This is a genomic window from Nocardia transvalensis, from assembly GCF_015477765.1.
GTDB lineage: Bacteria > Actinomycetota > Actinomycetes > Mycobacteriales > Mycobacteriaceae > Nocardia > Nocardia transvalensis_A.
Map to the genome: position 1 here is coordinate 56,798 of NZ_JADLQQ010000016.1, position 23,860 is coordinate 80,657.

The following is a 23,860-nucleotide window of genomic DNA, read 5'->3' on the forward strand; positions in this document are numbered from 1 at the left end:
AAGCCGTACGTATATCCGATTTGTCTATTACTTCCCCTTTACCAACGTTAGATCGTTCGAGTACCTGGGGGTGTCAGTGCAACGATGTCGCTATCTGATGAGGGAACTGTCGATTACGGAAAGGTTTGCGAATGACTGCGATCACCGCGGCGAGCCGCACGTTGGGTTCCGTCAACGGCCAGGAGACCCTCCTGACCCCAGGCCAGGTGGCGGCCCTGTTCCATGTCGATCCGAAGACCGTCACCCGCTGGGCACACGCCGGGCGCCTCGGCTCTTTGCGTACCCCGGGCGGCCATCGTCGTTTCCGTGAGTCCGAGGTGATGCAGCTGTTGAAGTCGCTGACCACCGAGGCGACGAGGGCATAATCTCGATTTTCGTGTCTGCGGTGCCGCAGGTACGCCACCCGGTTACCCTCGATAGCAGGAGGTGAGCGACGTGACGTACCTGTTGGCACTCATCGCGATCGTGGCCGTCGCGGTGCTGTGCTGGAAGGCGTTCGGACCGGATCCTTCGCACCGCATCGGCGCCGGTCGGAACTCTTCGCAACGCAATCGCATCGTCGGCCCCGACGACGATCCGGAATTCCTCTGGCGGATCTCTCGCCAGCATCGTGACGGCGACCCCGGCCCCGGGGATCGCTGACTCACCTCTCGGACGAGACCGCCGGGTCCGTGGCTCGGCAGGTGCGCGCCGCAACATCGATGAACCGTCGCACCAGCGCCGAATCCGTATCGCTGCGCCGCAGCGGGACCAGGTGTGCGCGACCGAAGCCGACCAGCGGCACCATTACGATTCCCGCCCGTACGAGCGTTTCCACCATCGCCGCGGTGGGGATGTGGATGAAGCCGGTGCGCACGATAGCGTCCATGGCCGGATCCACACCCCACTCGCTGACCACCGCACGGCGCCGGATCGGGCGTCCCTTCGGCGTGGTCGGCGGTGCCCAGGCATCGACGAACCAGTCGGAGAACGTCGGCGGCGGACTGATGATCTCGTAATCGGCCAATTCCTCGGCGTCCACCGAATCTCGATGTGCCAGTGGGTGATCGCTCCGCAGGGCCAGGGCTCGCGGGCTGGTCATCAGGGTCGGCCCGAAGGTCAGCTCCGGCTCCCGCTCGGCGAACGGCGCCGGGTCGCAGGGGAACCACATCAGCATCACGTCCGCCAGACCCTCGTGCAGCGGAGTCGCCAACCGCGTCGACAGACCGTTGAGCGGAAGGGTGGTCACCGAGACGCCCGGGAATTCGCGTTCGAAGGCCGCGGCGCAGGCATGTGCGCGCGCCGTGCCGATGGTCACGACATAGGCCATCCGGAGGGTGCCGAGCACACCCTGGGCCCGGGATTTCGCATGCGCGACCGCGTCCCGCAGTTGCCGATACGGCTGTTCCACCTCGGTCAGCAGGGATTCACCGGCGGCCAGCAGTTCCACCTTGCGGCTCGTGCGCGCGAACAGCGGCTCCCCGATCTGGCGTTCCAGCAGGCGGATCAACTGGCTGACCCGGCCCAGTGAGACGTGCAGCCGCTCGGCCGCCCGCCCGAAATGCAGTTCCTCGGCCAACACGACGAAGGCCTCGAGCTGCCGAAAGTCCACGGTGGTCACCGCGTACGACCGCCCGGTCGGCCGAGTTCGACCGGAAATACGCACTTGTCGACCAGACGCATCCCGAACCACCCTGCTGAACTGAACCCTGCAGCTCACTCTAACCCGGACGGCGCCGGCTGCAGGGAGGGTTGACTCACCTCTCGGTCGCGACCGTTCGGACCCCGCAGGCGTCCAGTTCGTGGCAGGTGCGTGCCGCCACGTCGATGAACGATCGCACCAGGGCCGAATCCGTATCACGGCGGCGCACCGGGATGAGGTACGCGTCGCCGAGGCCCACCAGCGGCACCATCACGATGGCCCGGCGAAACAGCGCCTCCGCCACCGCGGTGCTGGCGATGTGGATCGCATTGGTCCGCACGATGGTGTCCATGACCGGATCCACGCTCCAGTCGGCGACCACCGTCCGGCGGCGGATCGGGCGGCCGGACGGGGTGGTCGGTGGGGTCCAGGCATCGACGAACCAGTCGGGGAATGTGGGCGGCGGCATGAGGATCTCGTACTCCGCCAATTCCTCGGCGTCCACCGAATCCCGGTGTGCCAGGGGATGATCGACATTGACGGCCAGCGCCCGGGGGCTGGTGCTCAGGGTCGGTCCGAAGATCAATTCCGGCTCTCGATCGGCGAACCGCCCCGGATCGCAGGGGAACCACGTCAGCATCACATCCGCCAGACCGTCGTACAGCGGATTCCCCAACCGCGAGGACAGACCGTTGAGCGGCACGGTGGTCACCGCAACACCCGGATGTTCGCGTTCGAACGCCGCGGCGCAGGCGTGCGCGCGACCCATACTGATGGTCACGACATAGGCCATCTTGAACGTGCCGCTCACCCCGCGGGCCCGTGCCCTCGCATTCTCTACCGCCTGCAGCAATTGCCGGTACGGCTCATCCAATTCCGTCAACAGGGATTCACCGGCGGCCAGCACTTCCACCTTGCGGCTCGTGCGCGCGAACAGCGGCTCCCCGACCTGGCGTTCCAGCAGGCGGATCAGCTGGCTGACCCGGCCCGGCGTGATTCGCAGCCGCTCGGCCGCCCGCCCGAAATGCAATTCCTCGGCCAGGACGACGAAGGCCTCGATCTGCCGGAAATCCACCGGGGTCACCACGTCCGACCGCCCGACCGGCCGAGTCCCACCGGAAATCCGCACACCTCGACCGGACGCATCCCGAACCACCCCCGTGATGAACTCAACCTGCCGCTCACTCTAACCCGGACGGTGCCGGGTCGCATGGGTGTTCGGTTCGATCGCTACCGGTCAGACGGGCGTCGTGTGGACACCGTCGAGGGCCGCCAGGGCGCCCGCGACCGCGTCGTCGGTGGCCTCCAGCAGCGGCAGCCGCACGGCCGGGCTCGGGATGCGGCCCTGGGCGGCGAGCACCGCCTTGATCACGACCGGATTGGGTTCGGCGAACAGCGCCGCCGCCAAGGGGGCCAGCCGGTGACCGAGTTCGCGAGCCCGGTCGACCCGCCCGTCCCGCCAGGCGGCGACCAGGTCCGCATATGCCGCGGGGGCCACGTTGGCACTGGCCAGAATCGCACCGGAAGCGCCCAGGGCCAGCAGCGGCGCGGCGAAGAGGTCGTCACCGGCCAGGACCGCGGTCTGCTCCGGAACCCTGCTCAGGAAGGCGACGGTGGTGTCGTCGATACCGCCGACCGCATGTTTGAATCCGGCGACATTCGGCAGTTCGGCCAGGCGGCACAGGGTTTCGGCGCCGAGCGTGCGACCGGTGCGGTAGGGGATGTTGTACACGACCAGCGGCACCGGGCTGGCGGCCGCCAACCGGGCGAAGTGGGCGACGACGCCCTCTTCGGAGGGGCGGGTGTAGTACGGGACGACCGTCAGCGCCGCCGTGACGCGGGAGTCGAGCGCGGCCAGCGCCTGCGCCGAATCGGCGGTGGAGTTCGATCCGGCCCCGGCGATCAAGGGCACCCCGCGCCGATGGCAGACGTCAGCGCAGATGTCGAGGACCCGATGCCGTTCCGCCGGGGTCAGGGTGGCCGGTTCGCCGGTCGTTCCGAGCGCGACGAGGCCGGCCGCACCCGCGTCCAGCACCTCGTGGGCCAAGGCCTCCAGTGCGTCGGTGGCGAGTTCACCGGCGGATGTGAAGGGCGTGATCAGGGGAACGAACAGACCTGTGAGCGGCATGGTTCCAGGATGACGGCCGGGAAAGCGCAGGACTATTTCACGTTTCTGCGGCCGAGCGTAAGCTGAGCTGATGCTCGATGTGCGTCGGCTGCGGCTGCTGCGGGAATTGGCCCGACGCGGGACGATCGCGGCCGTGGCGCAGGCCCTGGCCTATACGCCGTCGGCGGTGTCGCAGCAGTTGGCCGCGCTCGAGCGGGAGGCCGGGGTGGCACTGCTGCAGCGCACCGGCCGTAGCGTCACGCTGACACCGGCCGCGTTGCGTTTGGTCGACCATGCCGACACCATCCTCGCGGTGCTCGAGCATGCCTCGGCCGAACTGGCCGCGGCGCGCTCCGAACTCACCGGCGCGCTGCGCATCGGCGCGTTTCCCACTGCCGTCCGGGCCATTCTGTCGCCGGTCCTCGTGACCCTCAGCCGCGCTCATCCACGACTGGAACTGCTCGTCACCGAACTGGATCCGGCGAACGCACCGGCCGCCCTGCGGGCCGAAACTCTCGATATCGCGCTGGTGCAGGAATACGACTACGTACCGCTCGAGCGCGAAACCGGTTTGACCACCGAGCCTTTCCTGGAAGAGACGGTCTATCTCGCCGCGCCGATGTCGGGACCTCTTGCCTCCCACCGCAATTCACTGTGGATCGCGAGCACGCCGGGCACCCTGTGTCACATCATGACCGTAAGATCCTGCCAGGCCGCGGGTTTCACTCCCCATATCCGGCATCATGCCGACGATTTCGGCACCGTGCTCGCGCTGGTGGCCGCCGGTCAGGGCGTGGCCTTCGTGCCGGAGCTGGGCGTGCACGAGGTCCCCGGAAATGTGGTGCTCACCCCGATGCCGACCCGTCGGCGCACCCACCTGGCGTATCGCCGGGGCACCGAGACCCATCCGGCCATCGCCGCCGCCCGCGCCGCCCTGCATGCGGCCGTCACGTCGATCCCCGTTCGCACCCCCGACGCATAAGCGTTTCGGATATACGTTCCCATCCGGAACGAGGGTCGGCCTCGAATAAGGGATCGGCGCAGGTCCGCTTGTCGATATCAGCCGAGGAGAAACATGCTGTTCAGGATGATTGGCCACCTCGTGGGGGGTTTGCTGGACCTGGTCATCTCGCTGCTGGTCCCGTAGCGCAATTCCGTCTCCAGCCGAAGGAGTTCAGCCACCGCATGTTCGGAATCCATTCCCGTGCCCTCACCCGCACCGCCGCCGCTGCCGTCTGCGGCGCGTTGCTCCTGCCCGCGGCCTTCACGGCCACCGCCCACGCCGATTACCGCCCTGCCGAAAGCGACTCTTCGGACAGCGAAACCGACAGTCCGCTGGGCAGTTTGGAGTCGCTGTTCGATTCCCTGCCCAGCGACCAGGGTTCGGGCAGCTACACCATGCCCCAACCGGACGACGGCTTCGCCCTCCCGAAAACCGACGAGGACTTCACCCTCGACGAAGAACAACTGACCGAACTCGGCAAGGGCCTCGGCGCCCTCGCCTACGGCTTCCTGTCCACCTTCCAATCCCCCACTCCCGGCGAGTAAACCGCTACAGCCCGCTCCTACGCCGGGTCGGTGCGACCGGCGTAGGGGCGCAGCCCCTCCCGCCGTCAGCTCAGTTCAACCCCGCATAGCTGTGCAGACCGCTCACCACGATGTTGATGATGAACAGGTTGAACAGCATTGCTGTGAAGCCGGCGATGTTGATCCAGGCGGACTTGGTTTCGCGCCAGCCGGAGGTGGCGCGGGCGTGGAGGTAGGCGGCGTAGATGATCCAGGCGATGAAGGAGACCGTTTCCTTCGGGTCCCAGCCCCAGAAGCGGCCCCAGGCGGATTCGGCCCAGATGGCGCCGAGGATGACGCCGATGCCGAAGATCGGGAAGCCGACGATGGTGGTGCGGTAGGCCAGGCGGTCCAGGGTGCGGGCGTCGGGGAGACGTTTGGCGAGGGCGCCGAGGAAGTTGGCGGATTCGCCGCCCTCGGGTTCGCGCAGGCGCAGCAGGAACAGCATGCTGGCGACGCCGGAGAGCAGGAAGATGCCGCTGCCGGTGCTGACCACGGTGACATGGATGGGCAGCCAGAACGACCGCAGTGCCGGGACGACGGGGGCCGCCTCCGCGTAGAGCACCTGGCCGGCCAGGAACATCAGGATCAGGACCGGTACCAGCAGGAAGACCCACATCGACCGATAGCGCCGCTCCCGCATGAACACCAAGCCCGTGAGCATGGCCGCGACCGTGGCCATGGCGATGAACTCGTACATATTGCCCAGCGGGAAACGATGGGTCGCGAAGCCGCGCAGCACGATCGAGGCGAGATGCAGGCCGATCGCCACGAACAGCACGGCGAAGCCCATATTGCCGAAGCGTTCCGCGGTCGAGCGCGTGGGCGCGGGCTCGACCCGGCCCGGGGCGGGCGGGCCACCGGCGGTGACGAGTTCGCGTGCGGCCGTCTCCTTGGTCCGCGCGGCCGCGTACTGCACGATGAGCAGCGCGAGCACCACTACGTAGACCACGAACGCCGATTTGAAGGCCAGATTGCTATAGCCGGCGAGGGTCTCGTCGATCGGCATGTTCATTCTCCCGTGCTGTCGTCACCCAGCAGGCGTCGGCGCAGGCGGTCGAATTCGCCGCCCCACCCGGCCTGATCGGTACGGGCCAGGCCACCCATCTCTACTACAGTACGTCGTTCATCGCCCGGCTGGGCGGCCGGGTAGGCCCGCAACCACACCCGGCGGCGCTTCACCAGCAGCGACACCAGCAGGCCCGCCATCATCGTGAGCGCACTCGCCAACACCCAGCCCTGCGCCGGATCGTGCGAGACCTGCAGATTCGCGAACTGCTCGGCGCCGTCGAAGGTCACCTTGGTGCCGTCGGCCAGGGTCGCCGACTCGCCCGGGCGCAGGTTCACCCGCTGTTCCTTGACCAGCCGCTTCTGCTTGATCATCTCCGGATCCAGCGCGAACAGCGACTGGGCGCGGCCGGTGTCCAGGCCGGTCTCGCCGCGGTAGATGTCGATGGCCACCGCCGGATCGGTCAACGCCGGATACGACGAGGTCAGCAGGTTGCCGTGCAGCAGTGCGGTGGGCGCGAACAGGCCCTCGATCGCGATCTGATGCTTGCGGCGCTCCGACTCGGTGGGATACATGCCGCCGGGCGGGTCGAAACGCATGACGCCGCTGGACAGGAAGGTGGTGGCATCGTCGGGACGCCACTGCACGGTTTCGGTGCGGGTCTGCCCGTCCGGATAGGTGACGGTGAAGGTCGGCGCATATCCGTGGCCCTGCAGGTAGACCCGGTCCCCCGAGACCCGCAGCGGATGGTTCACCTGAATCGTGGTGTCGCGCCAGGTGTTGCTCGCCAGATCGCTCCCGGCCTGATAGGAGATGTTCGCGGTGAACATCTCGGCCTGGCCGTTGGGCAGATAGTCGGCCTTGAAGTCCTTGACCCGCACGCACAGCGGCGACAGGCCCGTGCCGTCGTTGACCCGGCCCGCCCGGAACGAGTCGAAGGCCGCGGTCGAGGTGGTGCAGAAGCCGGGGCCGTTGCCGGCGATGACGATGACGGTGCCCTCGTAGCCGAACAGCTTGCCCACCGCGATCGCGATCAGCAGGCAGACCAGCGCCAGATGGAAGACGATATTGCCGAGTTCGCGGAAATACCCCTTCTCCGCCGACAGCGTCACCTCACCGTCGCGCTCGCCCGCCCGCTGCGACACCCGCCAGCCGCGAAGTTCCTTGCGCGCCTTGGTAACGACGTCGTCGGGCGCGTCGGCCACGGTGGTCGAGTGGTGGTGCGGCAGCCGGGACAGGTTGCGCGGCGCCTTGACCGGCGGCGTGCGCAGCGCCTTGTAGTGGTCGAAGACGCGCGGGACGATGCAGCCCACCAGCGACACGAACAGCAGCACATAGATCGCGGTGAACCAGAAGCTGGAGAAGACGTCGAACAGCTGCAGCCGGTCCATCCACGGTCCCAATGTGGGCCGGTCGGAGATGTACTTGTCGACCTTCTGCGCATTGAGGCTGCGCTGCGGCAGCAGGGCACCCGGAATCGCGGCCAGCGCCAACAGGAACAGCAGCATCAGCGCGGTGCGCATGCTGGTCAGCCCGCGCCAGGCGTTGCGCAGCACCGCCAGCGCGCGCCGGGGCAGGGACTGACGGGGCGGGCGGGCCGGGCCGTCGGTGGGAGTGGTCATCGTTGCTGTCATGATCAGATCGGCAGGGTTACCTGTGAGACGAAAACATTGCGAACCCACCCGACGAACTGGTCCCACGCGCCGGTGACCAGGGCGATGCCGACGGCGACGAGCAGGATTCCCCCGATTACCTGAATGCGGCGCGAGTTCCGGCGCAGCCAGCCCACCCCCCGCAGCGCACTGGCCGAACCGAACGCCAGGATCACGAACGGCAGGCCGAGACCGAGGCAGTAGGCGACGATCAGCACCACACCGCGCACGGCGGTGGTGCCCTGGGTTCCGGCGGACACGGCCATCACCCCGGACAGGGTCGGACCCAGGCACGGCGTCCAACCCAGCGCGAACACCGCACCCAGCAGCGGCGCGCCGACGAGGCCGGTCAACCGGCGCGGCTCCATCCGGGTGTCGCGCTGCAGGGCCGGGATCAGTCCCAGGAACACCAGCCCCATCACGATGGTGACGACACCGCCGATCCGTTGCAGCAGTTCACGATTCACGTTCAGGGTCTGAATGACACCGAACACCGTCACCGACGCGAGCACGAACACCACGGTGAACCCGGCCACGAACAATCCCGCCGCACCGGCCACCCGCGCCCGCCCGGTCTTCTCGGCGAGCGTCACCTGCTTCCCCTGGGCCTCGGCCACGGTCACCGGCGGCGCCTCGGCCCCCACCAGTCCCGCCAGATACGACAGATACCCGGGCACCAGCGGCACCACACACGGCGACGCGAACGACACCAGCCCCGCGAGCACACACGCCCCGAGCGCCAGCACCAGCGGCCCCGAGGCCGCCGTCTCCTGAAACGAATCCCCCACCGACGCCAACACCATCACCGCGCCCACCCCCCAACGCACCGACCACAGCCGCACCCCTTATCCCCAAACGCACCCTCTGCATGGCCCTGGAAGGGGTGCGGATTCCAACAAGGGGTGCGGCTGGGTTGGTGCGCCTTGGGGTGGGGGGTCACTGGGGTTCCCCCGCGATGCGGTCGATGACCGGTTGGAGGTCCTCGGCGAGGAGGGGGCGGAGGAAGACGGCGGCGACGCGGTGGTGGCGGTCCAGGACCAGGGTGGTGGGGATGACGCTGGTGGGGAATTTGCCGCCGAGGGCGAGCAGGGTGCGCATCTCCGGGTCGTAGATCGACGGATAGCCGACGTGGTTGCTGATCATGAAGTCGCGGGCCTTGTCCTGCTGCGGGTCTCGGACGTTGATGCCGAGGAAGGCCACGCCGCGGGATCTGGACTGCTCGTAGACCTTCTCCAGGGCGGGCACCTCGGCGCGGCACGGACCGCACCACTGACCCCAGAGATTCAGCACCACAACCTGATTCGGGAAATCCTCGACCGAGGTCGTCTTGCCGTCGGTCATCAGATCGGGCCCGGCCAGCCGCCCGATCGTGCCGCGCGCGGACGGCGGGTCGTAGAAGATGTCGGTCTTACCGCCCGGCGACACGAAATCGAAGGTGCCGCCGGTGGCCACGGCGTCCTTACCGGACGAACAGCCCGCGAGCGCCACCACCAGCGCCGCACACGCCAACAGGATCGGCAGCACGCGCCGCAATAGCACCGGGCCACCACCGGACCCGGCGCCGCCGCGCACCTGCCCGTTCACGCCCCGGTCACCCGCGGGTCCGAACCGCCGGCAGGTTCGGAGTAGACGATGTCGATGAGCGTATCCCCCCGGTACACCAGGGAAGTCAGCGAGGCCAGCGAGCACTGGCGGTTGCGCGGATCGTGCCAGAGCCGCTTGCCCTCGAGGAATCGGCGCAGCGTCCACACCGGCAGCTGGTGCGACACCAGCACCGCCTCGTGCCCGGCGGCCTCCACCCGCGCCTTGTTCACCGCGGCCAGCATGCGATGGGCGATCTGCAGATACGGCTCGCCCCACGACGGGGTGAACGGATCGCGCAGCTTCCACCAGTGCCGCGGCTTGCGCAGCGCACCGTCGCCGACCGACACCCGCAACCCCTCGAAGGTGTTACCGGCCTCGATCAGATTGTCGTCGGTCCGTATCGACAGATCATGCAGCGCCGCAATGGGTTCCGCGGTCTCCCGGGCACGCTGCAGCGGCGAGGCCACCACCAGCGTCACATCGTGATCGGCCAGCGATCGCGCCACGACCGCGGCCTGCGACCGGCCGGCCACCGACAATCCGAATCCCGGCAGCCGCCCGTACAGAATGCCTTTCGGGTTGTGCACCTCACCGTGCCGCATGACGTGCACGATGGTCTCGGTGTCCGCGGAGGTGTCGGCCGGGCGAGATTCGAGCTGTTCTGGGTCGCTCACGCGCTGGATCCTTCGGGTGTGGCGGCCGCCGCGGCCGCCGCGGCGGCGGGCAGGGCGGCGGCGATACGGTCGAATGCGTCCTCGTCCAGCGCCGCGGAGACGAACCACGTCTCGAACGCACTCGGCGGCGCGTACACGCCACGGTCGAGCAGTGCGTGGAAGAAGGCCGGGAAGCGCCAGGTCTGGCTGGCCTTGGCGGCGGCGTAGTCGGTCACCGGGCGGTCGGCGAAGAACACGCTCACCATATTGCCCGCGAATTGCACCATGTGGGCGACACCTGCCGCGCTCAGCGCCTCGGTGATCAGCCCGCCCAGCCGCTCGGCATTGCGATCGAGCGTCGCGTACACCTCGTCGTCGGCGGCGCGCAGGGTGGCCAGCCCGGCCGCGACGGCGACCGGATTTCCGGACAGCGTGCCCGCCTGGTACACCGGCCCGACCGGGGCCAGCTTGTTCATGATGTCGGCGCGACCGCCGAACGCCGCCGCGGGCAGGCCGCCGCTCATCACCTTGCCGAAGGTGTACAGGTCCCCGGCCACGCCGTCGAGGCCGTACCACCCGGCCGGGCTGACCCGGAAACCGGTCATCACCTCGTCCATGATCAGCAGGGCACCGTATTCGGTGGTCAGCTGCCGCAGGCCCGCATTGAAACCGGGCAGCGGCGCCACCGTGCCCATGTTCCCGGCCGCGGCCTCGGTGATCACACACGCGATCTGGTCCGGGTATTCGGCGAAGGCCGCGGCCACCGCCTCGAGATCGTTGTAGGGCAGCACGATGGTGTCGGCGGCCTGGGCACCGGTCACGCCCGGCGAGGTGGGCAGGCCCAGCGTGGCCACACCCGAACCCGCATCGGCCAGCAGCGCATCGACATGCCCGTGATAACACCCGGAGAATTTGACGACCTTGCTGCGACCGGTGAATCCGCGCGCGAGCCGCACCGCGCTCATGGTGGCCTCGGTACCGGAGTTGACCAGCCGCACCCGCTGCACGGGCTGCACCCGCGCGGCGATCGCCTCGGCCAGTTCGATCTCCGCCTCGGTCGGCGCGCCGAACGACAGCCCGCCACCCGCGGCCATCCGCACCGCCTCCACCACATCGGGGTGGGCGTGACCCAGAATCATCGGGCCCCACGAGCTGACCAGATCCACATAGTCGTTGCCGTCGGCGTCGGTGAGGGTGCAGCCTCGTGCCGAGGCGATGAATCGCGGTGTACCGCCGACCGATTTGAACGCCCGGACCGGCGAGTTGACGCCACCGGGGATGATCGCTGCGGCACGGTCGAACAGCTGAGCGGAGACCGGCACGGAAAGTTGGGTCGCGCGCGGAGAGGAACTCACGGCACCCAGTGTCTCAGCCCGCCTCGGCCCGGTCGACGACAGGGTGTAGTGCGGTGAGCCACCCCACATCGGCGGCGCCCGCCGCGCCGGATCCGCACCCTTTCTCCGGATTTGCTGGTCATCGGATCGAAAGCCACAGCGGCCAAAGGAAACCGCAACACGCCGGAGATACTTTGTCCGAATATCGATCGCTGATCAATTGCTGATGCGTACTCTCGGAAGGCAATCACACGTCGACGGCCGGGAGGGAAATCATGCGGATCATCTTGTTCGGCGCGGCCCTGTGCACAGCCCTCGCCGCAGGCGCGCTCGCGGGCATCGGCACCGCCGGCGCGGCCACCCCGATCGCCCTGCCCGACGAGGGCCGCATCGGTCTCAACCTCTCCCACGACGAGACCGCCGCATTGGCCGGTGGTCCGATTCCGGCCCTGGTCACCATGGTCGTGCCGCCCAGCCGGATGGGTGCGGGCCTGCGCCCGGACACGCAGCTGCACCGCGACGAGAACGGCGGCATCCGCGCCTCGCTCCGACAGGTGATCATGGAGGCGTCCGAACACCCCGACGGGACCGTGACCATCTACCTCAACGCTCCCGGCTCGCACGGTCAGCGGGTGGTCGACATCTACCAGCGCTGGAACTGATCGGTCAGCGCGACCGGCTCGCGCACCGGGCAATCAGGTCCACCACGGCCACCCCGGCAATGGCGACCAGCAGTGCCGCCAAGGCGATCCAGGGCCCCACATAGCGGGTGGCCTGGAATGCGGGCAACTCCTCCGAGGCCGTGAACCAGGTGGTCTGCATGCCATTGCGCCAACTCGGCACGGCCGCGCCGACGCACAGCAGTATCAGCACCAGGTCGACGACGATCCATAGCCGCCGCATCACCGTGGGTTCTCCTCACCGTCGGGGTCGGGCAATCGGTCCAGTGCGGCGGTCAGCTCCTCGCGCAACCGGCGATGGTCGCGGGCCCAGGCCTGCACCGTCTCGCCGTCGCGCAGTTTCAGGCCGATGCCCTTGCGCCGGCGCGGTACGCCGGTCAGCTCGCCCAGCGCCCGGGCCGACCGCCAAGGCTCATCCTCCCAGGACTCCTCGTCCTGTTCGGGAAGGACGCGGGCGATGCTGCGCAGCGGCAGAACCTCGGTGCCTTCGCGCAGCGCGGTGTCGGTCAGCTCGACGCTGACGTGCCGACGGCCCGCCACGACCTGCAGCCAGACGAATCCGGCCAGCAGGACGGCACAGAAGGCGAGCCCGAACCAATGCACATCGGTCCCGAAGCCGACTTCCATCAGCAGCACCGCCAGGCAGAGCAGCGGGCCGTAGGCCACGGCGCGCCAGCGGGCGCCGGGCTCGGAGAACAGGACGGCGGAGGTCGTGTCGGCTTCGGTCATGAGCGGGATCCCGGCGAAAAGCATGCCGGGATGACGGTAGTGGACGGCCGTGCCGGGATGACGGTAGAGGACGGCCGCGTCGACACGGCGATAGTGGTTGGCCGTGCCGGGATGACGGTGGGGGAATGGCCGACGGGAGTCAGCCGACTTTTCCGGGAAGTAGCAGAACGGCGAGGGTGAGCAGGCCGAACAGGATCAGCAGACTCAACACCAGCACATCTCGCCGAAGGCTTTGCGGCTGCTGAATCACCACTCGCATCGATGCCTCCGCTCCCCCGGAGCCACGTGCGCAACGCAATCCACAGAACAACGCACGACCCATGGCCTCCGGTTCCCAGATCCTCTGTGACAGCCCTCACGATACATCCTGGCGTAGCCGCGACAAATTCGCCCGGTGTCTCACCGATTGTTCGCCCGGAAGTAGGTTTCCGATTCACTGCGATGGCACAGGAATACGGCGCCGCCGGCCAGAACCGCCTGCAGGATCGCCGCCGCACCGGTGATCAGCGGCACCACACCGGATACCGAGCCCAGCCCGAACATCGCGCCGAGGCCGCCCAGAACCAGCACCACGGCGGCGACATCGAGCACCACCCGCGCCCAGAACCGTCCACGGCCCAGCTGATGCACCACCGCCAGCACACCGGCCGCCAGCCCCACGCCGAATACCACGATCACCACGACGAGCACCGACACCATCATCTCGACCTCGGCCAGCGTGACCTGCGGCTGCTGGGCACGCACCTGGTCGTACAGTTCGCGCGCCAGCGTGTGCCGGTCGGCGAACCGCCCGATCTCGCCCACGATCAACCGGACCATGCCGAGTCCGACGATCCCCCACCACAATTGACAGGCGGTGCGGACGTCGGTCGGCGGCGCCACCGGACCGGGCTGTCCCGGCGCGCTCATCGGATTCACGACAGCCAGTGCGCGGCCTCGGTCGCCCAGTAGGTGAGCACGATATCCGCGCCCGCCCGGCGGATGCCCATGAGCGATTCCAGGATGGCGCCGCGCCGGTCGATCCACCCGCGCTGCGCGGCGGCGGTGATCATCGCGTACTCGCCGGAGATCTGATAGGCCGCCACCGGCACCGGCGACCGATCGGCCACCTCGCGCAGGATGTCCAGATACGACATGGCCGGCTTGACCATGACGATGTCGGCGCCCTCGGCCAGATCCAGCTCCAGTTCGCGGATGGCCTCGCGGCGGTTGGCCGGATCCTGCTGATAGGTGCGGCGGTCGCCCTGCAGCGAGGAGGAGACGGCCTCGCGGAAGGGTCCGTAGAACGCCGAGGCGTATTTGGCGGCGTAGGCGAGGATGCCGGTGTCGGTGCGCCCGGCCGCGTCCAGGGCCGTGCGGACGGCGCCCACCTGACCGTCCATCATGCCGCTGGTGCCCAGGAGTTCGGCACCGGCCTCGGCCTGCGCCAGCGCCATCTCGACGTAGCGCTCGAGGGTGGCGTCGTTGTCGACCGCGCCGTCCGGGGACAGCACCCCGCAATGCCCGTGGTCGGTGAATTCGTCCAGGCAGGTGTCGGCCATGATCACCGTCGAGTCGCCCACCTCCTCGGCGAGGGCGCGCAGGCCGCGGTTGAGGATGCCGTCGGGATCGCTGGCCCCGCTGCCGATCGCATCCTTGTCCTCGGGCTTGGGCACACCGAACAGCATCAGCCCGCCGACCCCGGCGGCGACCGCCTCGACCGCCGCCTTGCGCAGCGAATCCATCGAATGCTGATGCACGCCGGGCATCGAGCCGATCTCACGGGCTTCGGCGAGCCCGTCGGCGACGAACATGGGCAGCACCAATTGCCTTGGCTCGAGGGTTGTTTCGGCGACGAGGCGGCGCATGGCGGGGGTACGACGCAACCGCCGCGGGCGGTCCATTCCGGTCATGAATCGCACGATACGCCCCGCTGGCGGGCCGGTAACAGGCACCTCCGACACCTTCGTCCGCCACGGTCGGGGTCGGCGCCGGACGGGAGGGGCATACTCCAGGTGAACCGCGACGTGGGAGTGAGCATGTCCGATCGCGACAAGCAGCCGGCCCGGCCCGATGACGATCCGGCCGTGCGGGCGCTGCGGGATGCCGCCGAGCGCGGCGACCTCGCGGCGACCGAGATGCTCGCGCGGCGGCTGTGGGACGCCGGGGACCTGACCGGGGCCGAGACCTGGTTCCGGCGCGCGGCCGACCGGGGTAGCGTCGCCGCGCTCGGGCACCTCGGCGAACTGGCGTGGCAGGACGGGCGCATCGCGGAGGCGCTGGGCTGGCTCGAGCGCGCCGCCATGACCGGGCGCACCGCCGCCGAATACCAGCTGGGCGCGATGCATCTGGAACGCGGCAATCTCGACGCCGCCGAACGTTGGTTGCGCAAGGCCGCCGAGACCGGGCTGCCCGAGGCCCTGTGCAATATGGGCGCCCTCGCCGACCGCCGCGGCCGGGACGAGGAGGCCGAGTGGTGGTACGAGCGCGCCGCCCGCGCCGGAAACCCCACCGGCATGCGCAATCTCGGGTTGCGGCTGGCCCGACGCGGCGAATTCGACAGGGCCGAACGGCTGCTCGTGGAGGCCGCCCGCCGCGGGCGCACCGACTCCCTGGCGGTACTGGGCGCGGCCTATCTGGAGTTGGGCCGGGTGACCGAGGCCGAAGCCTGGTTGCGGCGCGGCGCGGACGCCGGTGACGCCGAGTCGATGTTCCAGCTCGCCCTGTTCCTCGACGGCACCGAACACCCGAAACCCGATGCGGCACAGCCGGAATCCCGCACCTGGCTGGAACGCGCCGCGGCCCTCGGCCACCCGCGCGCCCTCGACGTGCTGCACGACATGTGAGAAACCCGCTGGCCGACGGCGGGATCAAGCACCCGGTCAGCGTTCGCCAAGAGGCCCGATCGACACTGCGTGCACATGGCCCGACGGCAGCCATTTCACCCCTCGGGCCGGGCCCGCGGCCCCGACCCACAGGCGTTCGTCACCGCGGTGCTGGATCGGCTGTCCCCGGCGGGTGACCGATAGCCTCGTGCACTCGGGCCCGCAGCCGGGCCGGGGCGCGGTCCGAGTGGCAGGCCCGGTGCACGAGCGCCTCGAGCACAGTGGCCGCCCGGAGTCCGGACAGGCAGCGATCGCAGCGGGTGATGTTTTCGCACAACGCTTTCGACCGTTCGTCGTCGCATTCGCCGTCCATGAACGCCCAGATGTGGGCGGCCGTCTCGCGGCAACTCACGGGGCGGTCAGGCGAGATGGGCGGCAACGCTGTTCAGCAGCGCGGTCTTCGGCATGGCACCGGTGACCCGGACCCGCTCCCTACCCTCCCGGACCAGCACCGTCGTCGGCACTCCCATGATCCGGTACGCCCGCACGGTGTCCGGATTCTCGTCGATATTCACCCGCGCCACGGTGAAACGGCCGACGTTCTCGGCGGCGACCTCCTCGAGGATCGGCGTCATCCTGCGGCAGGGCCCGCACCAGGTTGCCCAGAAGTTCACCAGCACGGGTTCGGTGCTGCCGAGCACCCGACTGTCGAACGTCGCATCGGTGACTTTCACGGTATGAGATGTCATGAGCCGAGGGTGCGTTCCCCGAGCCGAAACACCAACGGATGTTGCCGATTCCGGGAAAGCGGGCGAACCTACTTGTCGGTGGGCGCCGGTAGAATCGAAGATGTGTTCGAGGGAATCGACGGGTTCCCGATGCGAGGGGAGGATCTCGTGGCCACCACATCGACGATCATCGATCGGCCCTACGTCCCGCTGGAGAAGCGCCCGCTGCCGCCCGGGCGCCCGCGGTCGTGGTACGTCACCCACAACCGCAGGCTCAAGGCGATGCGCCTGGCCATCGCCCTGCTCGACTCGGGCATCTACCGCGCCGGCCTGGCCGACAACGAAAAGATCCGTCGCACAGCCGACCTCGTCGGCATCCGCCCACCCTCGGACAAAACCTGCCGCCTTGTGCGCGATCTCATGCGCGCCCGGCGATGATCGGCCTAACGACTCCGCCGGCTCTTCTTGCGCGGCGGGGGCAGCAGGCCCTCGGCGCGCAGGTGGGCGGCGTGTTCGGCGAGCGCGTCGACCAGCGGGCCGACCTGGGCGACCTCGGGCTGCACGTCCACGCGCAGGCCGAATTCGATGGCCGTCTCGGCGGTCTTGGGGCCGATGCATGCGACGATGGTGCGCGCGTGCGGCTTTCCGGCGATACCGACCAGATTCCGGACCGTCGACGAGGAGGTGAACAGGACCGCGTCGAAACCACCGGTCTTGATCATCTCGCGGGTCTCCGCGGGCGGCGGCGAGGCGCGCACCGTGCGGTACGCGGTTACGTCATCGATCTCCCAGCCGCGGTCGCGCAGACCCTCGGCCAGGGTTTCGGTGGCGATATCGGCCCGCGGCAACAGCACCCGATTGACCGGGTCGAAAACGTCGTCGTAGGGCGGGAAGTCGGCCAGCAGACCCTCCGAGGACTGCTCACCGCTGGGCACCAGTTCCGGATTGATACCGAACGAGCGCACCTTGTCCGCGGTGGCCTCGCCGACGCAGGCGATCTTCACACCGGAGAAGGCCCGAGCGTCCAGCCCGAATTCGCCGAACTTCTCCCACACCGCGCGCACGGCATTGGTGGAGGTGAACACCACCCACTGGTACCGGCCGTCGACCAGGCCCTTGACCGCGCGCTCCATCTGCGCCGGACTGCGCGGCGGCTCGACGGCGATGGTCGGCACCTCCATCGGGATGGCGCCGTGCATGACCAGCTTCTCGCTCATCTCACCGGCCTGCTCCTTGGTGCGCGGCACGAGTACCGTCCAGCCGTAGAGAGCCCGCGACTCCCACCACGACATCTTGGCGCGCTTCTCGACCTCCTTGCCGACCGTGACCACCAGCGGCCCGACCAGTTCGGAGGCGGCGGAATTCAGGGTGGCCAGCGTCGCTTCGATGGTGCGCTGCTGGCGGGTGGTGCCGCGCACGGTCACCGCGACCGGCGTCTGCGGCGCCAGGCCGTGCTCCACCAGTGCGCTGGCGGTCTCTGCCAGATGACCCGAGGTCGCGTGCAGCACCAGCGGTCCCGGCGCGGCCGCCACCGACGCCCAGTCCACCTCGCCGCGCACATCGACCTCGGTGTGCCTGGAGCCCAGGGCGATACCGGCATAGGCCGGGACGGTGGTGCCGGACGGTAGCCCCGGCAGCACCTCGAACGTCATATGCGACCGCGTGACGGCGTTGACCTCCGCGATCACCGAATCGGTGGTCAGCGGATCGCCCGATACCAGCCGGACCACATCGTGTCCGGCCCGGGCCTCCGCGATCAGGGTCTTGGCCACCTCGGCCGGTTCGCCGAGCGCCGGGCGCACATCGACGGGGCGCTCCCCGTCGGGACCCGGTTCCACCGCGGTCCCGACCAGGGCCAGCACACCCTTGTCGACATCCGGATCGGTGAACGCCAGCGTCGCCCGCCCGAGCACCTCGCGGGCCCGCACGGTCAGCAGTGCCGGGTCACCGGGTCCTGATCCGACGAACAGGATCCGACCGGGATGCTTCTTAGTGGCTCGGCTCATTGATCGTTCTCCATTGGGCTGGGATTGGTGAAGTCGGAGTGGGACGGGTTCACCGCCCGGGTGGGGTGGCCGTCGGCCGGAGCCGCGGCGGCGCTGTCCTCAGCGCTGAGCAATTCGCGTGCCCCCAGCTCCAAGAGCTCACGCGCCAACGAGCGGCCCAATTGCTCGGCATTCGCGAGCGAGCCGACCGCGGAGGCCCGGATGACATCCGAGCCGTCGATCGCCGCCGCGCAGCCGCGCAGCGACAGTTCCTCGACCACCCTGCCGTCGTCATCGAGCGACTCGACGACCTCGGCCAGCGCGCCGACCGGTGCCGTGCAACCGGCCTCCAGTTCGGCCAGCAGCGACCGTTCGGCGATCACCGCGGCGCGAGTGCCGGGATCGTCCAGGGCGGACAGAATGGTCACGAGATCGCCGTCCTCGCAGCGGCATTCGACCGCGAGCGCGCCCTGCGCCGGTGCGGGCAACATCTGCACCGGTTCCAGTGCCTCGGTGACCGCGTCGAGCCGGTCGATGCGGGACAGCCCGGCCCGCGCGACCACCACGGCGTCGAGTTCACCCTCGGCGACCTTACGAAGTCTGGTATCGAGATTGCCGCGCAGCGGAACGACCTCCAGGCCGAGGCCGAGCGCGCGCAGCTGGGCGACCCGACGCGGCGCCGAGGTGCCCACCCGGGATCCGGGCGGCAGCTCACCGAGCACCATGCCGTCGCGGGCGACCACCGCGTCGCGCGGATCCTCGCGCGGCGGGATCGCGGCGATGGTGAAGCGGGTATCCGGCGCGGTGGGCAGATCCTTGTACGAGTGCACCGCGATATCGACGGCGCCGGCGGCCAATTCGTCGCGCAGCGCGGTGGTGAATACGCCGATGCCGATCTTCTGCACCGGATCCGACGACTGGTCACCCGCCGTTTTCACGATCACGAGTTCGGCCTGCTGCCCGGCCGCGATCAGCGCATCGCGCACGGTCCCGGCCTGCGTCAGCGCCAACAGGCTGCCGCGGGTGCCGATGCGCCACGGCGCATCCGCGGTGCCGCGCCCGCGCAGCGGTCCGTCGGCGCCGCCCGGCTGCATCACAGCGCTGTCCCGCACCATCGCCTCGGCCTGACCGCTCATGCTGTCTCCTCTCCGGCATGAGCGGGGCGCTGCGTGGTTACGCTCCGCTGCCGCCTCCGCGCCTGACCGCTCATGCCGGATGCCCCTGTCCATCGCCGTGCTGATCCCGGCCGAGGGCACGCCGCGATGTCGACGAAATAGAGGCGTCGTCGGCCAACTCGTTACCCAGCGTGGCAATCTCCATCGGGGCCGCAACGGCCTGTGCCGCACCCGGTTTCAGTTCGAACAATTCACGCAGCGCCTCGGCGTAGCTGTTCCCGCCGGGAGTGGAGGCCAACTGCTTGACCCGCACCGTCGGCGCGTGCAGCAGCTTGTCGACCACGCGGCGGACCGTGCGGGCCACCTCCTCGCGCTCGGGGTCACCCAGGCCGGGCAGCTTCGATTCCAGCCGCAGCAGTTCGGCCTCGACCACCTCGGCGGCGCGCTGGCGCAGCGCGGCCACGGTCGGCGTCACCTCCGCCATGCGCTGGCCCGCAAGATATTTCGCGAGTTCCTCCGCGACGATCGCCCGCGCGGCGGTGGTGTCCGAGGCGGCCGCGACGGCCAACGGATCGCGCTGCAGGGTCTCCATGTCGATCACGGTGACGTCGGGCAGACCGGCCACCGCGGGATCCACATCGCGCGGCAGGCCCAGGTCGCAGATGACCATCTGATGGCCCTCGCGCGAGGCGTTCAGGGCGCGGTGGGCATCGGCCAGCGTCACCACGGCGCCGACGGCACCCGTGCTGGTGATCACCACGTCGGCGTCGGCGAGGGCGGTGACCAGGCCGGACAGGTCCGCGGCGGTGGCCGTGACGCCGTGCATGGCGATGGCGGTCTCCGATAGGCGCCGCGCGCGCTCGAGCGTCCGATTCACCACCACGATCCGGCCGATTCCGGCTCGGGCCAGATGCGCGACCGCCAAGCCGCCCATCGCACCCGCGCCGACCACCACAGCGGTCCGGTCGGCCAGTTCGCCGAGCACCGTGCGGGCCCGGTCCAGCGCCACCGACACCACCGACGCACCGGCCCGATCGATGCCGGTCTCGGTGTGGACGCGCTTGCCGACCCGCAGCGCGTGCTGGGCCAGCTCGTGCAGGGTGCGCCCGGCCGCCTGCTGGGCGTCGGCCGAGGCGTAGGCCGCGCGGATCTGTCCGAGCACCTGCTGCTCGCCGACCACCATCGAATCCAGGCCGCTGGCCACCGCGAACAGATGTTCGGCGGCGGCCTCGCTGTACCGAACATAGGCGTGGCGGGTCAGTTCCGGCAGCGGCAGCCCGGAGTGGCGGGCCAGCAGATCGCCGACATCGGCCAGACCACCGTGGAAGGCGTCGACCACCGCGTAGATCTCCACGCGGTTGCAGGTGGAGACGATCATCGCCTCCGCGATGTGCTGCGACTCGAGCATCTTGTCGGTGAGCTTGGGCCGGTCGTCCTCGGTGACGGCGACCTTCTCGAGCACCGCGACGGGAGCGCTGCGATGCGAAATACCGACCAACAGCACGCTCATGCCAGCCCCTCGCTAGTGCATTCGCTTCGCTCACTCATGGTGCGACCACCGATCCCTTGCTGGTTGGCTCCGTTGCCGAAATACCCACGTGTGCCGGGGCCGAGCGGTTCGCTACCCGCCGGCCGATCGGGGTCGACACCGCGTGCACGGTCTCGCCCGCCGCCACACCGCCCGCGATGCGAGCCCGCTCGAAGGACAACATCTGCATCTCCACCGCCAGATCGACGCGGCGGACCTCGACCGACGCGGGGACGTCCAGCGCGACCGGGGAGAAGCTGAGAATGCACTGCACACCCGCGGCGACCAGCTCGTCGCAGACGCTCTGCGCGGCGGCATCCGGAACGGTGAGCACGGCGATGGTGGGCTGCAGTTCGGCGACCGCGGCATCGAGCTCGGCGACGTCGCGGACCACCAGGCCGCTGACCGATTCGCCGATCACCTGCGGATCCCGGTCGAAGACGCCGACCATGGTGAAGCCGCGCCGCCGGAACCCGGAGTAGCCGACCAGGGCGCGGCCCAGATTGCCGGCGCCGACCAGGATCACCCGGTGCCCCTCGGACAGGCCGAGCACATCCTCGATCCGATCGCGCAGCTTGATCACGTCGTAGCCGACCCCGCGCACGCCGTTCGGACCGAGGAACGACAGATCCTTGCGCAGCTTCGCCGAACCGACACCCGCCGCGACAGCCAGTTCCTCACTCGATACGATGAGCACACCCTCGTCGGCGAGGACGGCGAGGACCCGCAGATAGGTCGCCAACCGCGCGACGGTGGCCTGAGGAATGTCCTTCTGCTGGGTACGAGGGGCGGCCTCGCCGGGCCCGAGGTTCGGCTGCAGAGCCCTGCCGGAGACGCCACCTGGCGTCTCATGCTGCTCTGTCACGTCGTTCGGCTCCTCGTCCGGCCGGGGGTAGGTGTCCGGTTCGCTTTGTCGACCGCCGACGCCCGGGGCAGGCGGCCGGTATCGGTTCACGGGGTTCGGGGTGCTTCCGCTGCTCGAGGCAGGCGGATTGCGTGTCACCACCGTAACCGCTTGTGAAGCCCTGCACAAAGTCGGTGAATTCAGTCACTGTATTTTCTGCGCTGTGTTATCTGCGCCGCCTCCGGCGGCGCGGGGTTTGCGGCCCCTGGTGGCTCGTCGTTCGGCGGTCGAGACTCGCGCTGCGCGCATGCGCTTCGACCACCGAACGACGAGCCGGCCGCAAACCCGTGCGTGGTGACACAAAAGCGGAGTGGTCTGTGTTTTCGCTGATCGTAACCCTGCTCGTGGGGACAGCTCGGTTTTTTTCGTCACTTGGGCGGGGCGGAAGGTGTCGATCCGGAGTCATCCGGTGTGCGGTGGCCCTGTCCGTCATTCCGGGATGCTTTCGACCGGAATCGGTCAGCGCCTAGATTCGTTCCCATGAGCGATGGCACGCATTCGGTGACGTTGTTGACGCGAGCGGGGTGTGGTTTGTGCACAGTTGCGTTGGAACATCTGCGGGCGATTTGCGCGGATTTCGGAATCGCGCCCGGCACCGTGGACGTCGATGCGGTGGCCGACACCGATCCCGGGCTGCGCGCCGAATACGGTGATCGGTTGCCGGTGGTGCTGCTCGACGGTCGTGAGCACAGCTATTTCGACGTCGACGAGGGCCGGTTGCGGGCGGATCTGAGTCGCTGAGCGCTCCGCAGCATGTCCGCCCCCTCGGCTAGTGTGGGTGTGTTCGCGCGGACGGGCGGAGGTACTGGTGCCGGAACGATCGAAAGAAGCGAGGACGGGTTTCATCGCCGGTAGATTCGGCGAATTCCCGGCACGCTGGGGTCAGGGGCTGTCCGATCAACTCACCCGTATCGCCCGCAGCCCGTTCGGCCCGAGCGAGGAGGAGGTGCGCGCCAACCTCGCCGGTGAGGCCAGTGCCGATGCCGCCCTCGCGCTGCACGATGCCGAGCTGGCGGAAACCGGTGTCACCGATCGCGATTCGGAAGTGCCGCGCGATCTCACGGCGGCCGCCTTCTTCGATGTCGACAACACGATGGTGCAGGGCGCCTCGATCGTGCACTTCGCCCGCGGCCTGGCCGCGCGCAAGTATTTCAGGACCTCCGATCTGGTCGATATCGCTTGGAAGCAGGTCAAGTTCCGGGTGACCGGCAAGGAGAACAAGGGCGATATGGCCAGCGGCAAGGAGAAGGCGCTGGCCTTCATCGCCGGCCGCTCCACCGCCGAATTGGCCGAACTCGGCGAGGAGATCTACGACGAGATCATCGCCGACAAGATCTGGCCTGGCACCCGGGCGCTGGCGCAGATGCATCTGGACGCGGGCCAGCAGGTCTGGTTGGTGACCGCCACTCCCGTGGAGCTGGCGCAGGTCATCGCGAAGCGGCTGGGCCTGACGGGTGCGCTGGGCACGGTGGCCGAAAGCGTCGACGGCGTATTCACCGGCCGCCTGGTGGGCGACATTCTGCACGGCCTCGGCAAGGCCCATGCGGTACGCACACTGGCCATCCGCGAGGGCCTCAATCTCAAGCGCTGCACAGCATATTCCGACAGCCACAACGACATTCCGATGTTGTCGCTGGTCGGCACCGCCGTCGCCATCAACCCCGATTCGGACCTGCGCGAGGTGGCCAAGAACCGCGGCTGGGAAATCCGCGACTTCCGCACCGGCCGCAAGGCCGCCAAGATCGGCGTGCCGACGGCCTTGGCCTTGGGCGCGGCCGGCGGCGCGGCGGCGGCGGTGCTCACGCGCAAGCGCGATGAGAAGGGCTGACCCCGGCTAAGAGCACGCCGGGGACAAAAGGTC

General features: G+C 69.0%; 27 protein-coding genes. 9 read left to right on the forward strand and 18 right to left on the reverse strand.

Annotation, left to right across the window (positions count from 1 at the left end):
* The first annotated feature begins 131 nt into the window (after window positions 1-131).
* Both IU452_RS35140 and IU452_RS35145 read left to right on the forward strand, forming a co-directional pair.
* Entirely contained in the window at window positions 132-365 is a 234-nt protein-coding gene (locus IU452_RS35140; protein WP_195113569.1) for a BldC family transcriptional regulator, read from the forward strand.
* A gap of 70 nt (window positions 366-435) precedes the next feature.
* Window positions 436-642 carry a hypothetical protein gene (locus IU452_RS35145; RefSeq protein ID WP_195113570.1) on the forward strand — a complete coding sequence of 69 codons (207 nt, stop codon included), beginning with the start codon at window positions 436-438 and terminating at the stop codon, window positions 640-642.
* A gap of 1 nt (window position 643) precedes the next feature.
* Here the strand turns inward: IU452_RS35145 and IU452_RS35150 are convergent, their stop codons facing one another.
* From IU452_RS35150 to dapA, 3 genes are all read right to left on the reverse strand, one after another.
* A complete protein-coding gene (locus IU452_RS35150; protein ID WP_195113571.1) occupies window positions 644-1,645 on the reverse strand; it encodes a LysR family transcriptional regulator in 1,002 nt (333 codons plus the stop codon).
* Between the two features lie 91 nt (window positions 1,646-1,736).
* Entirely contained in the window at window positions 1,737-2,750 is a 1,014-nt protein-coding gene (locus IU452_RS35155) for a LysR family transcriptional regulator (RefSeq protein ID WP_195113572.1), read from the reverse strand.
* Between the two features lie 108 nt (window positions 2,751-2,858).
* On the reverse strand, window positions 2,859-3,749 hold the full coding sequence (dapA, locus tag IU452_RS35160) for a 4-hydroxy-tetrahydrodipicolinate synthase (protein WP_195113573.1): 891 nt from the start codon (window positions 3,747-3,749) through the stop codon (window positions 2,859-2,861).
* Window positions 3,750-3,819: 70 nt separating this feature from the next.
* On the opposite strand from dapA, the gene IU452_RS35165 reads away from it, so the two are divergent.
* The gene (locus tag IU452_RS35165) at window positions 3,820-4,710 is read left to right on the forward strand and encodes a LysR substrate-binding domain-containing protein (protein ID WP_195113574.1); all 891 of its coding nucleotides are present in this window, start codon (window positions 3,820-3,822) and stop codon (window positions 4,708-4,710) included.
* A gap of 203 nt (window positions 4,711-4,913) precedes the next feature.
* Window positions 4,914-5,276 carry a hypothetical protein gene (locus IU452_RS35170; RefSeq protein WP_195113575.1) on the forward strand — a complete coding sequence of 121 codons (363 nt, stop codon included), beginning with the start codon at window positions 4,914-4,916 and terminating at the stop codon, window positions 5,274-5,276.
* 70 nt (window positions 5,277-5,346) lie between these two features.
* Here the strand turns inward: IU452_RS35170 and ccsB are convergent, their stop codons facing one another.
* From ccsB to hemL, 6 genes are all read right to left on the reverse strand, one after another.
* Window positions 5,347-6,303, reverse strand: a complete 957-nt coding sequence (gene ccsB, locus IU452_RS35175; RefSeq protein WP_195113576.1) for a c-type cytochrome biogenesis protein CcsB — start codon at window positions 6,301-6,303, stop codon at window positions 5,347-5,349.
* A gap of 2 nt (window positions 6,304-6,305) precedes the next feature.
* Window positions 6,306-7,937 carry a cytochrome c biogenesis protein ResB gene (gene resB, locus IU452_RS35180; protein WP_195113577.1) on the reverse strand — a complete coding sequence of 544 codons (1,632 nt, stop codon included), beginning with the start codon at window positions 7,935-7,937 and terminating at the stop codon, window positions 6,306-6,308.
* A gap of 2 nt (window positions 7,938-7,939) precedes the next feature.
* Window positions 7,940-8,758, reverse strand: coding sequence for a cytochrome c biogenesis CcdA family protein (locus tag IU452_RS35185; RefSeq protein ID WP_195113681.1), 819 nt, complete (start codon window positions 8,756-8,758; stop codon window positions 7,940-7,942).
* Window positions 8,759-8,891: 133 nt separating this feature from the next.
* The gene (locus IU452_RS35190; protein WP_195113682.1) at window positions 8,892-9,494 is read right to left on the reverse strand and encodes a TlpA disulfide reductase family protein; all 603 of its coding nucleotides are present in this window, start codon (window positions 9,492-9,494) and stop codon (window positions 8,892-8,894) included.
* Between the two features lie 41 nt (window positions 9,495-9,535).
* Window positions 9,536-10,141 (reverse strand): histidine phosphatase family protein, encoded by a 606-nt coding sequence (locus tag IU452_RS35195; protein WP_195113683.1) that lies wholly within the window; start codon window positions 10,139-10,141, stop codon window positions 9,536-9,538.
* A 68-nt stretch (window positions 10,142-10,209) separates the two neighbouring features.
* On the reverse strand, window positions 10,210-11,547 hold the full coding sequence (gene hemL, locus IU452_RS35200; protein ID WP_324193001.1) for a glutamate-1-semialdehyde 2,1-aminomutase: 1,338 nt from the start codon (window positions 11,545-11,547) through the stop codon (window positions 10,210-10,212).
* A 254-nt stretch (window positions 11,548-11,801) separates the two neighbouring features.
* On the opposite strand from hemL, the gene IU452_RS35205 reads away from it, so the two are divergent.
* Window positions 11,802-12,188 (forward strand): hypothetical protein, encoded by a 387-nt coding sequence (locus IU452_RS35205; protein WP_195113579.1) that lies wholly within the window; start codon window positions 11,802-11,804, stop codon window positions 12,186-12,188.
* Window positions 12,189-12,192: 4 nt separating this feature from the next.
* Here IU452_RS35205 and IU452_RS35210 read toward each other — a convergent pair whose 3' ends face one another.
* The 4 genes from IU452_RS35210 to hemB form a co-directional block, all read right to left on the reverse strand.
* Window positions 12,193-12,432 (reverse strand): hypothetical protein, encoded by a 240-nt coding sequence (locus IU452_RS35210; protein WP_195113580.1) that lies wholly within the window; start codon window positions 12,430-12,432, stop codon window positions 12,193-12,195.
* On the reverse strand, window positions 12,429-12,935 hold the full coding sequence (locus tag IU452_RS35215) for a DUF3093 family protein (RefSeq protein ID WP_195113581.1): 507 nt from the start codon (window positions 12,933-12,935) through the stop codon (window positions 12,429-12,431). Before IU452_RS35215 ends, IU452_RS35210 begins: the two co-directional genes overlap by 4 nt.
* A gap of 399 nt (window positions 12,936-13,334) precedes the next feature.
* Window positions 13,335-13,844, reverse strand: a complete 510-nt coding sequence (locus IU452_RS35220) for a hypothetical protein (RefSeq protein ID WP_195113582.1) — start codon at window positions 13,842-13,844, stop codon at window positions 13,335-13,337.
* 5 nt (window positions 13,845-13,849) lie between these two features.
* Window positions 13,850-14,827, reverse strand: a complete 978-nt coding sequence (hemB, locus tag IU452_RS35225) for a porphobilinogen synthase (RefSeq protein ID WP_195113583.1) — start codon at window positions 14,825-14,827, stop codon at window positions 13,850-13,852.
* Window positions 14,828-14,953: 126 nt separating this feature from the next.
* On the opposite strand from hemB, the gene IU452_RS35230 reads away from it, so the two are divergent.
* The gene (locus tag IU452_RS35230; RefSeq protein ID WP_195113584.1) at window positions 14,954-15,760 is read left to right on the forward strand and encodes a tetratricopeptide repeat protein; all 807 of its coding nucleotides are present in this window, start codon (window positions 14,954-14,956) and stop codon (window positions 15,758-15,760) included.
* A gap of 398 nt (window positions 15,761-16,158) precedes the next feature.
* On the opposite strand, the gene trxA is transcribed toward IU452_RS35230, so the two are convergent.
* Entirely contained in the window at window positions 16,159-16,488 is a 330-nt protein-coding gene (trxA, locus tag IU452_RS35235) for a thioredoxin (RefSeq protein ID WP_195113585.1), read from the reverse strand.
* Window positions 16,489-16,590: 102 nt separating this feature from the next.
* Between trxA and IU452_RS35240 the strand changes: the two genes are divergently transcribed.
* Window positions 16,591-16,905: a hypothetical protein gene (locus tag IU452_RS35240; protein WP_324193002.1), complete on the forward strand. Its 315-nt coding sequence runs from the start codon at window positions 16,591-16,593 to the stop codon at window positions 16,903-16,905.
* 5 nt (window positions 16,906-16,910) lie between these two features.
* Here IU452_RS35240 and IU452_RS35245 read toward each other — a convergent pair whose 3' ends face one another.
* From IU452_RS35245 to IU452_RS35260, 4 genes are all read right to left on the reverse strand, one after another.
* Window positions 16,911-18,473: a uroporphyrinogen-III synthase gene (locus IU452_RS35245; protein ID WP_195113586.1), complete on the reverse strand. Its 1,563-nt coding sequence runs from the start codon at window positions 18,471-18,473 to the stop codon at window positions 16,911-16,913.
* A complete protein-coding gene (gene hemC / locus IU452_RS35250; RefSeq protein WP_228819301.1) occupies window positions 18,470-19,546 on the reverse strand; it encodes a hydroxymethylbilane synthase in 1,077 nt (358 codons plus the stop codon). The genes IU452_RS35245 and hemC overlap by 4 nt, the downstream gene beginning before the upstream one ends.
* Window positions 19,547-19,658: 112 nt before the next feature.
* The gene (locus tag IU452_RS35255; protein ID WP_195113588.1) at window positions 19,659-21,077 is read right to left on the reverse strand and encodes a glutamyl-tRNA reductase; all 1,419 of its coding nucleotides are present in this window, start codon (window positions 21,075-21,077) and stop codon (window positions 19,659-19,661) included.
* 34 nt (window positions 21,078-21,111) lie between these two features.
* Window positions 21,112-21,960 (reverse strand): redox-sensing transcriptional repressor Rex, encoded by an 849-nt coding sequence (locus IU452_RS35260; RefSeq protein WP_195113589.1) that lies wholly within the window; start codon window positions 21,958-21,960, stop codon window positions 21,112-21,114.
* Window positions 21,961-22,479: 519 nt separating this feature from the next.
* Here IU452_RS35260 and IU452_RS35265 point away from each other — a divergent pair.
* Both IU452_RS35265 and IU452_RS35270 read left to right on the forward strand, forming a co-directional pair.
* Window positions 22,480-22,740 (forward strand): glutaredoxin family protein, encoded by a 261-nt coding sequence (locus IU452_RS35265; RefSeq protein ID WP_195113590.1) that lies wholly within the window; start codon window positions 22,480-22,482, stop codon window positions 22,738-22,740.
* Between the two features lie 67 nt (window positions 22,741-22,807).
* Window positions 22,808-23,827, forward strand: a complete 1,020-nt coding sequence (locus tag IU452_RS35270; protein ID WP_416382397.1) for an HAD family hydrolase — start codon at window positions 22,808-22,810, stop codon at window positions 23,825-23,827.
* Window positions 23,828-23,860: the final 33 nt, after the last annotated feature.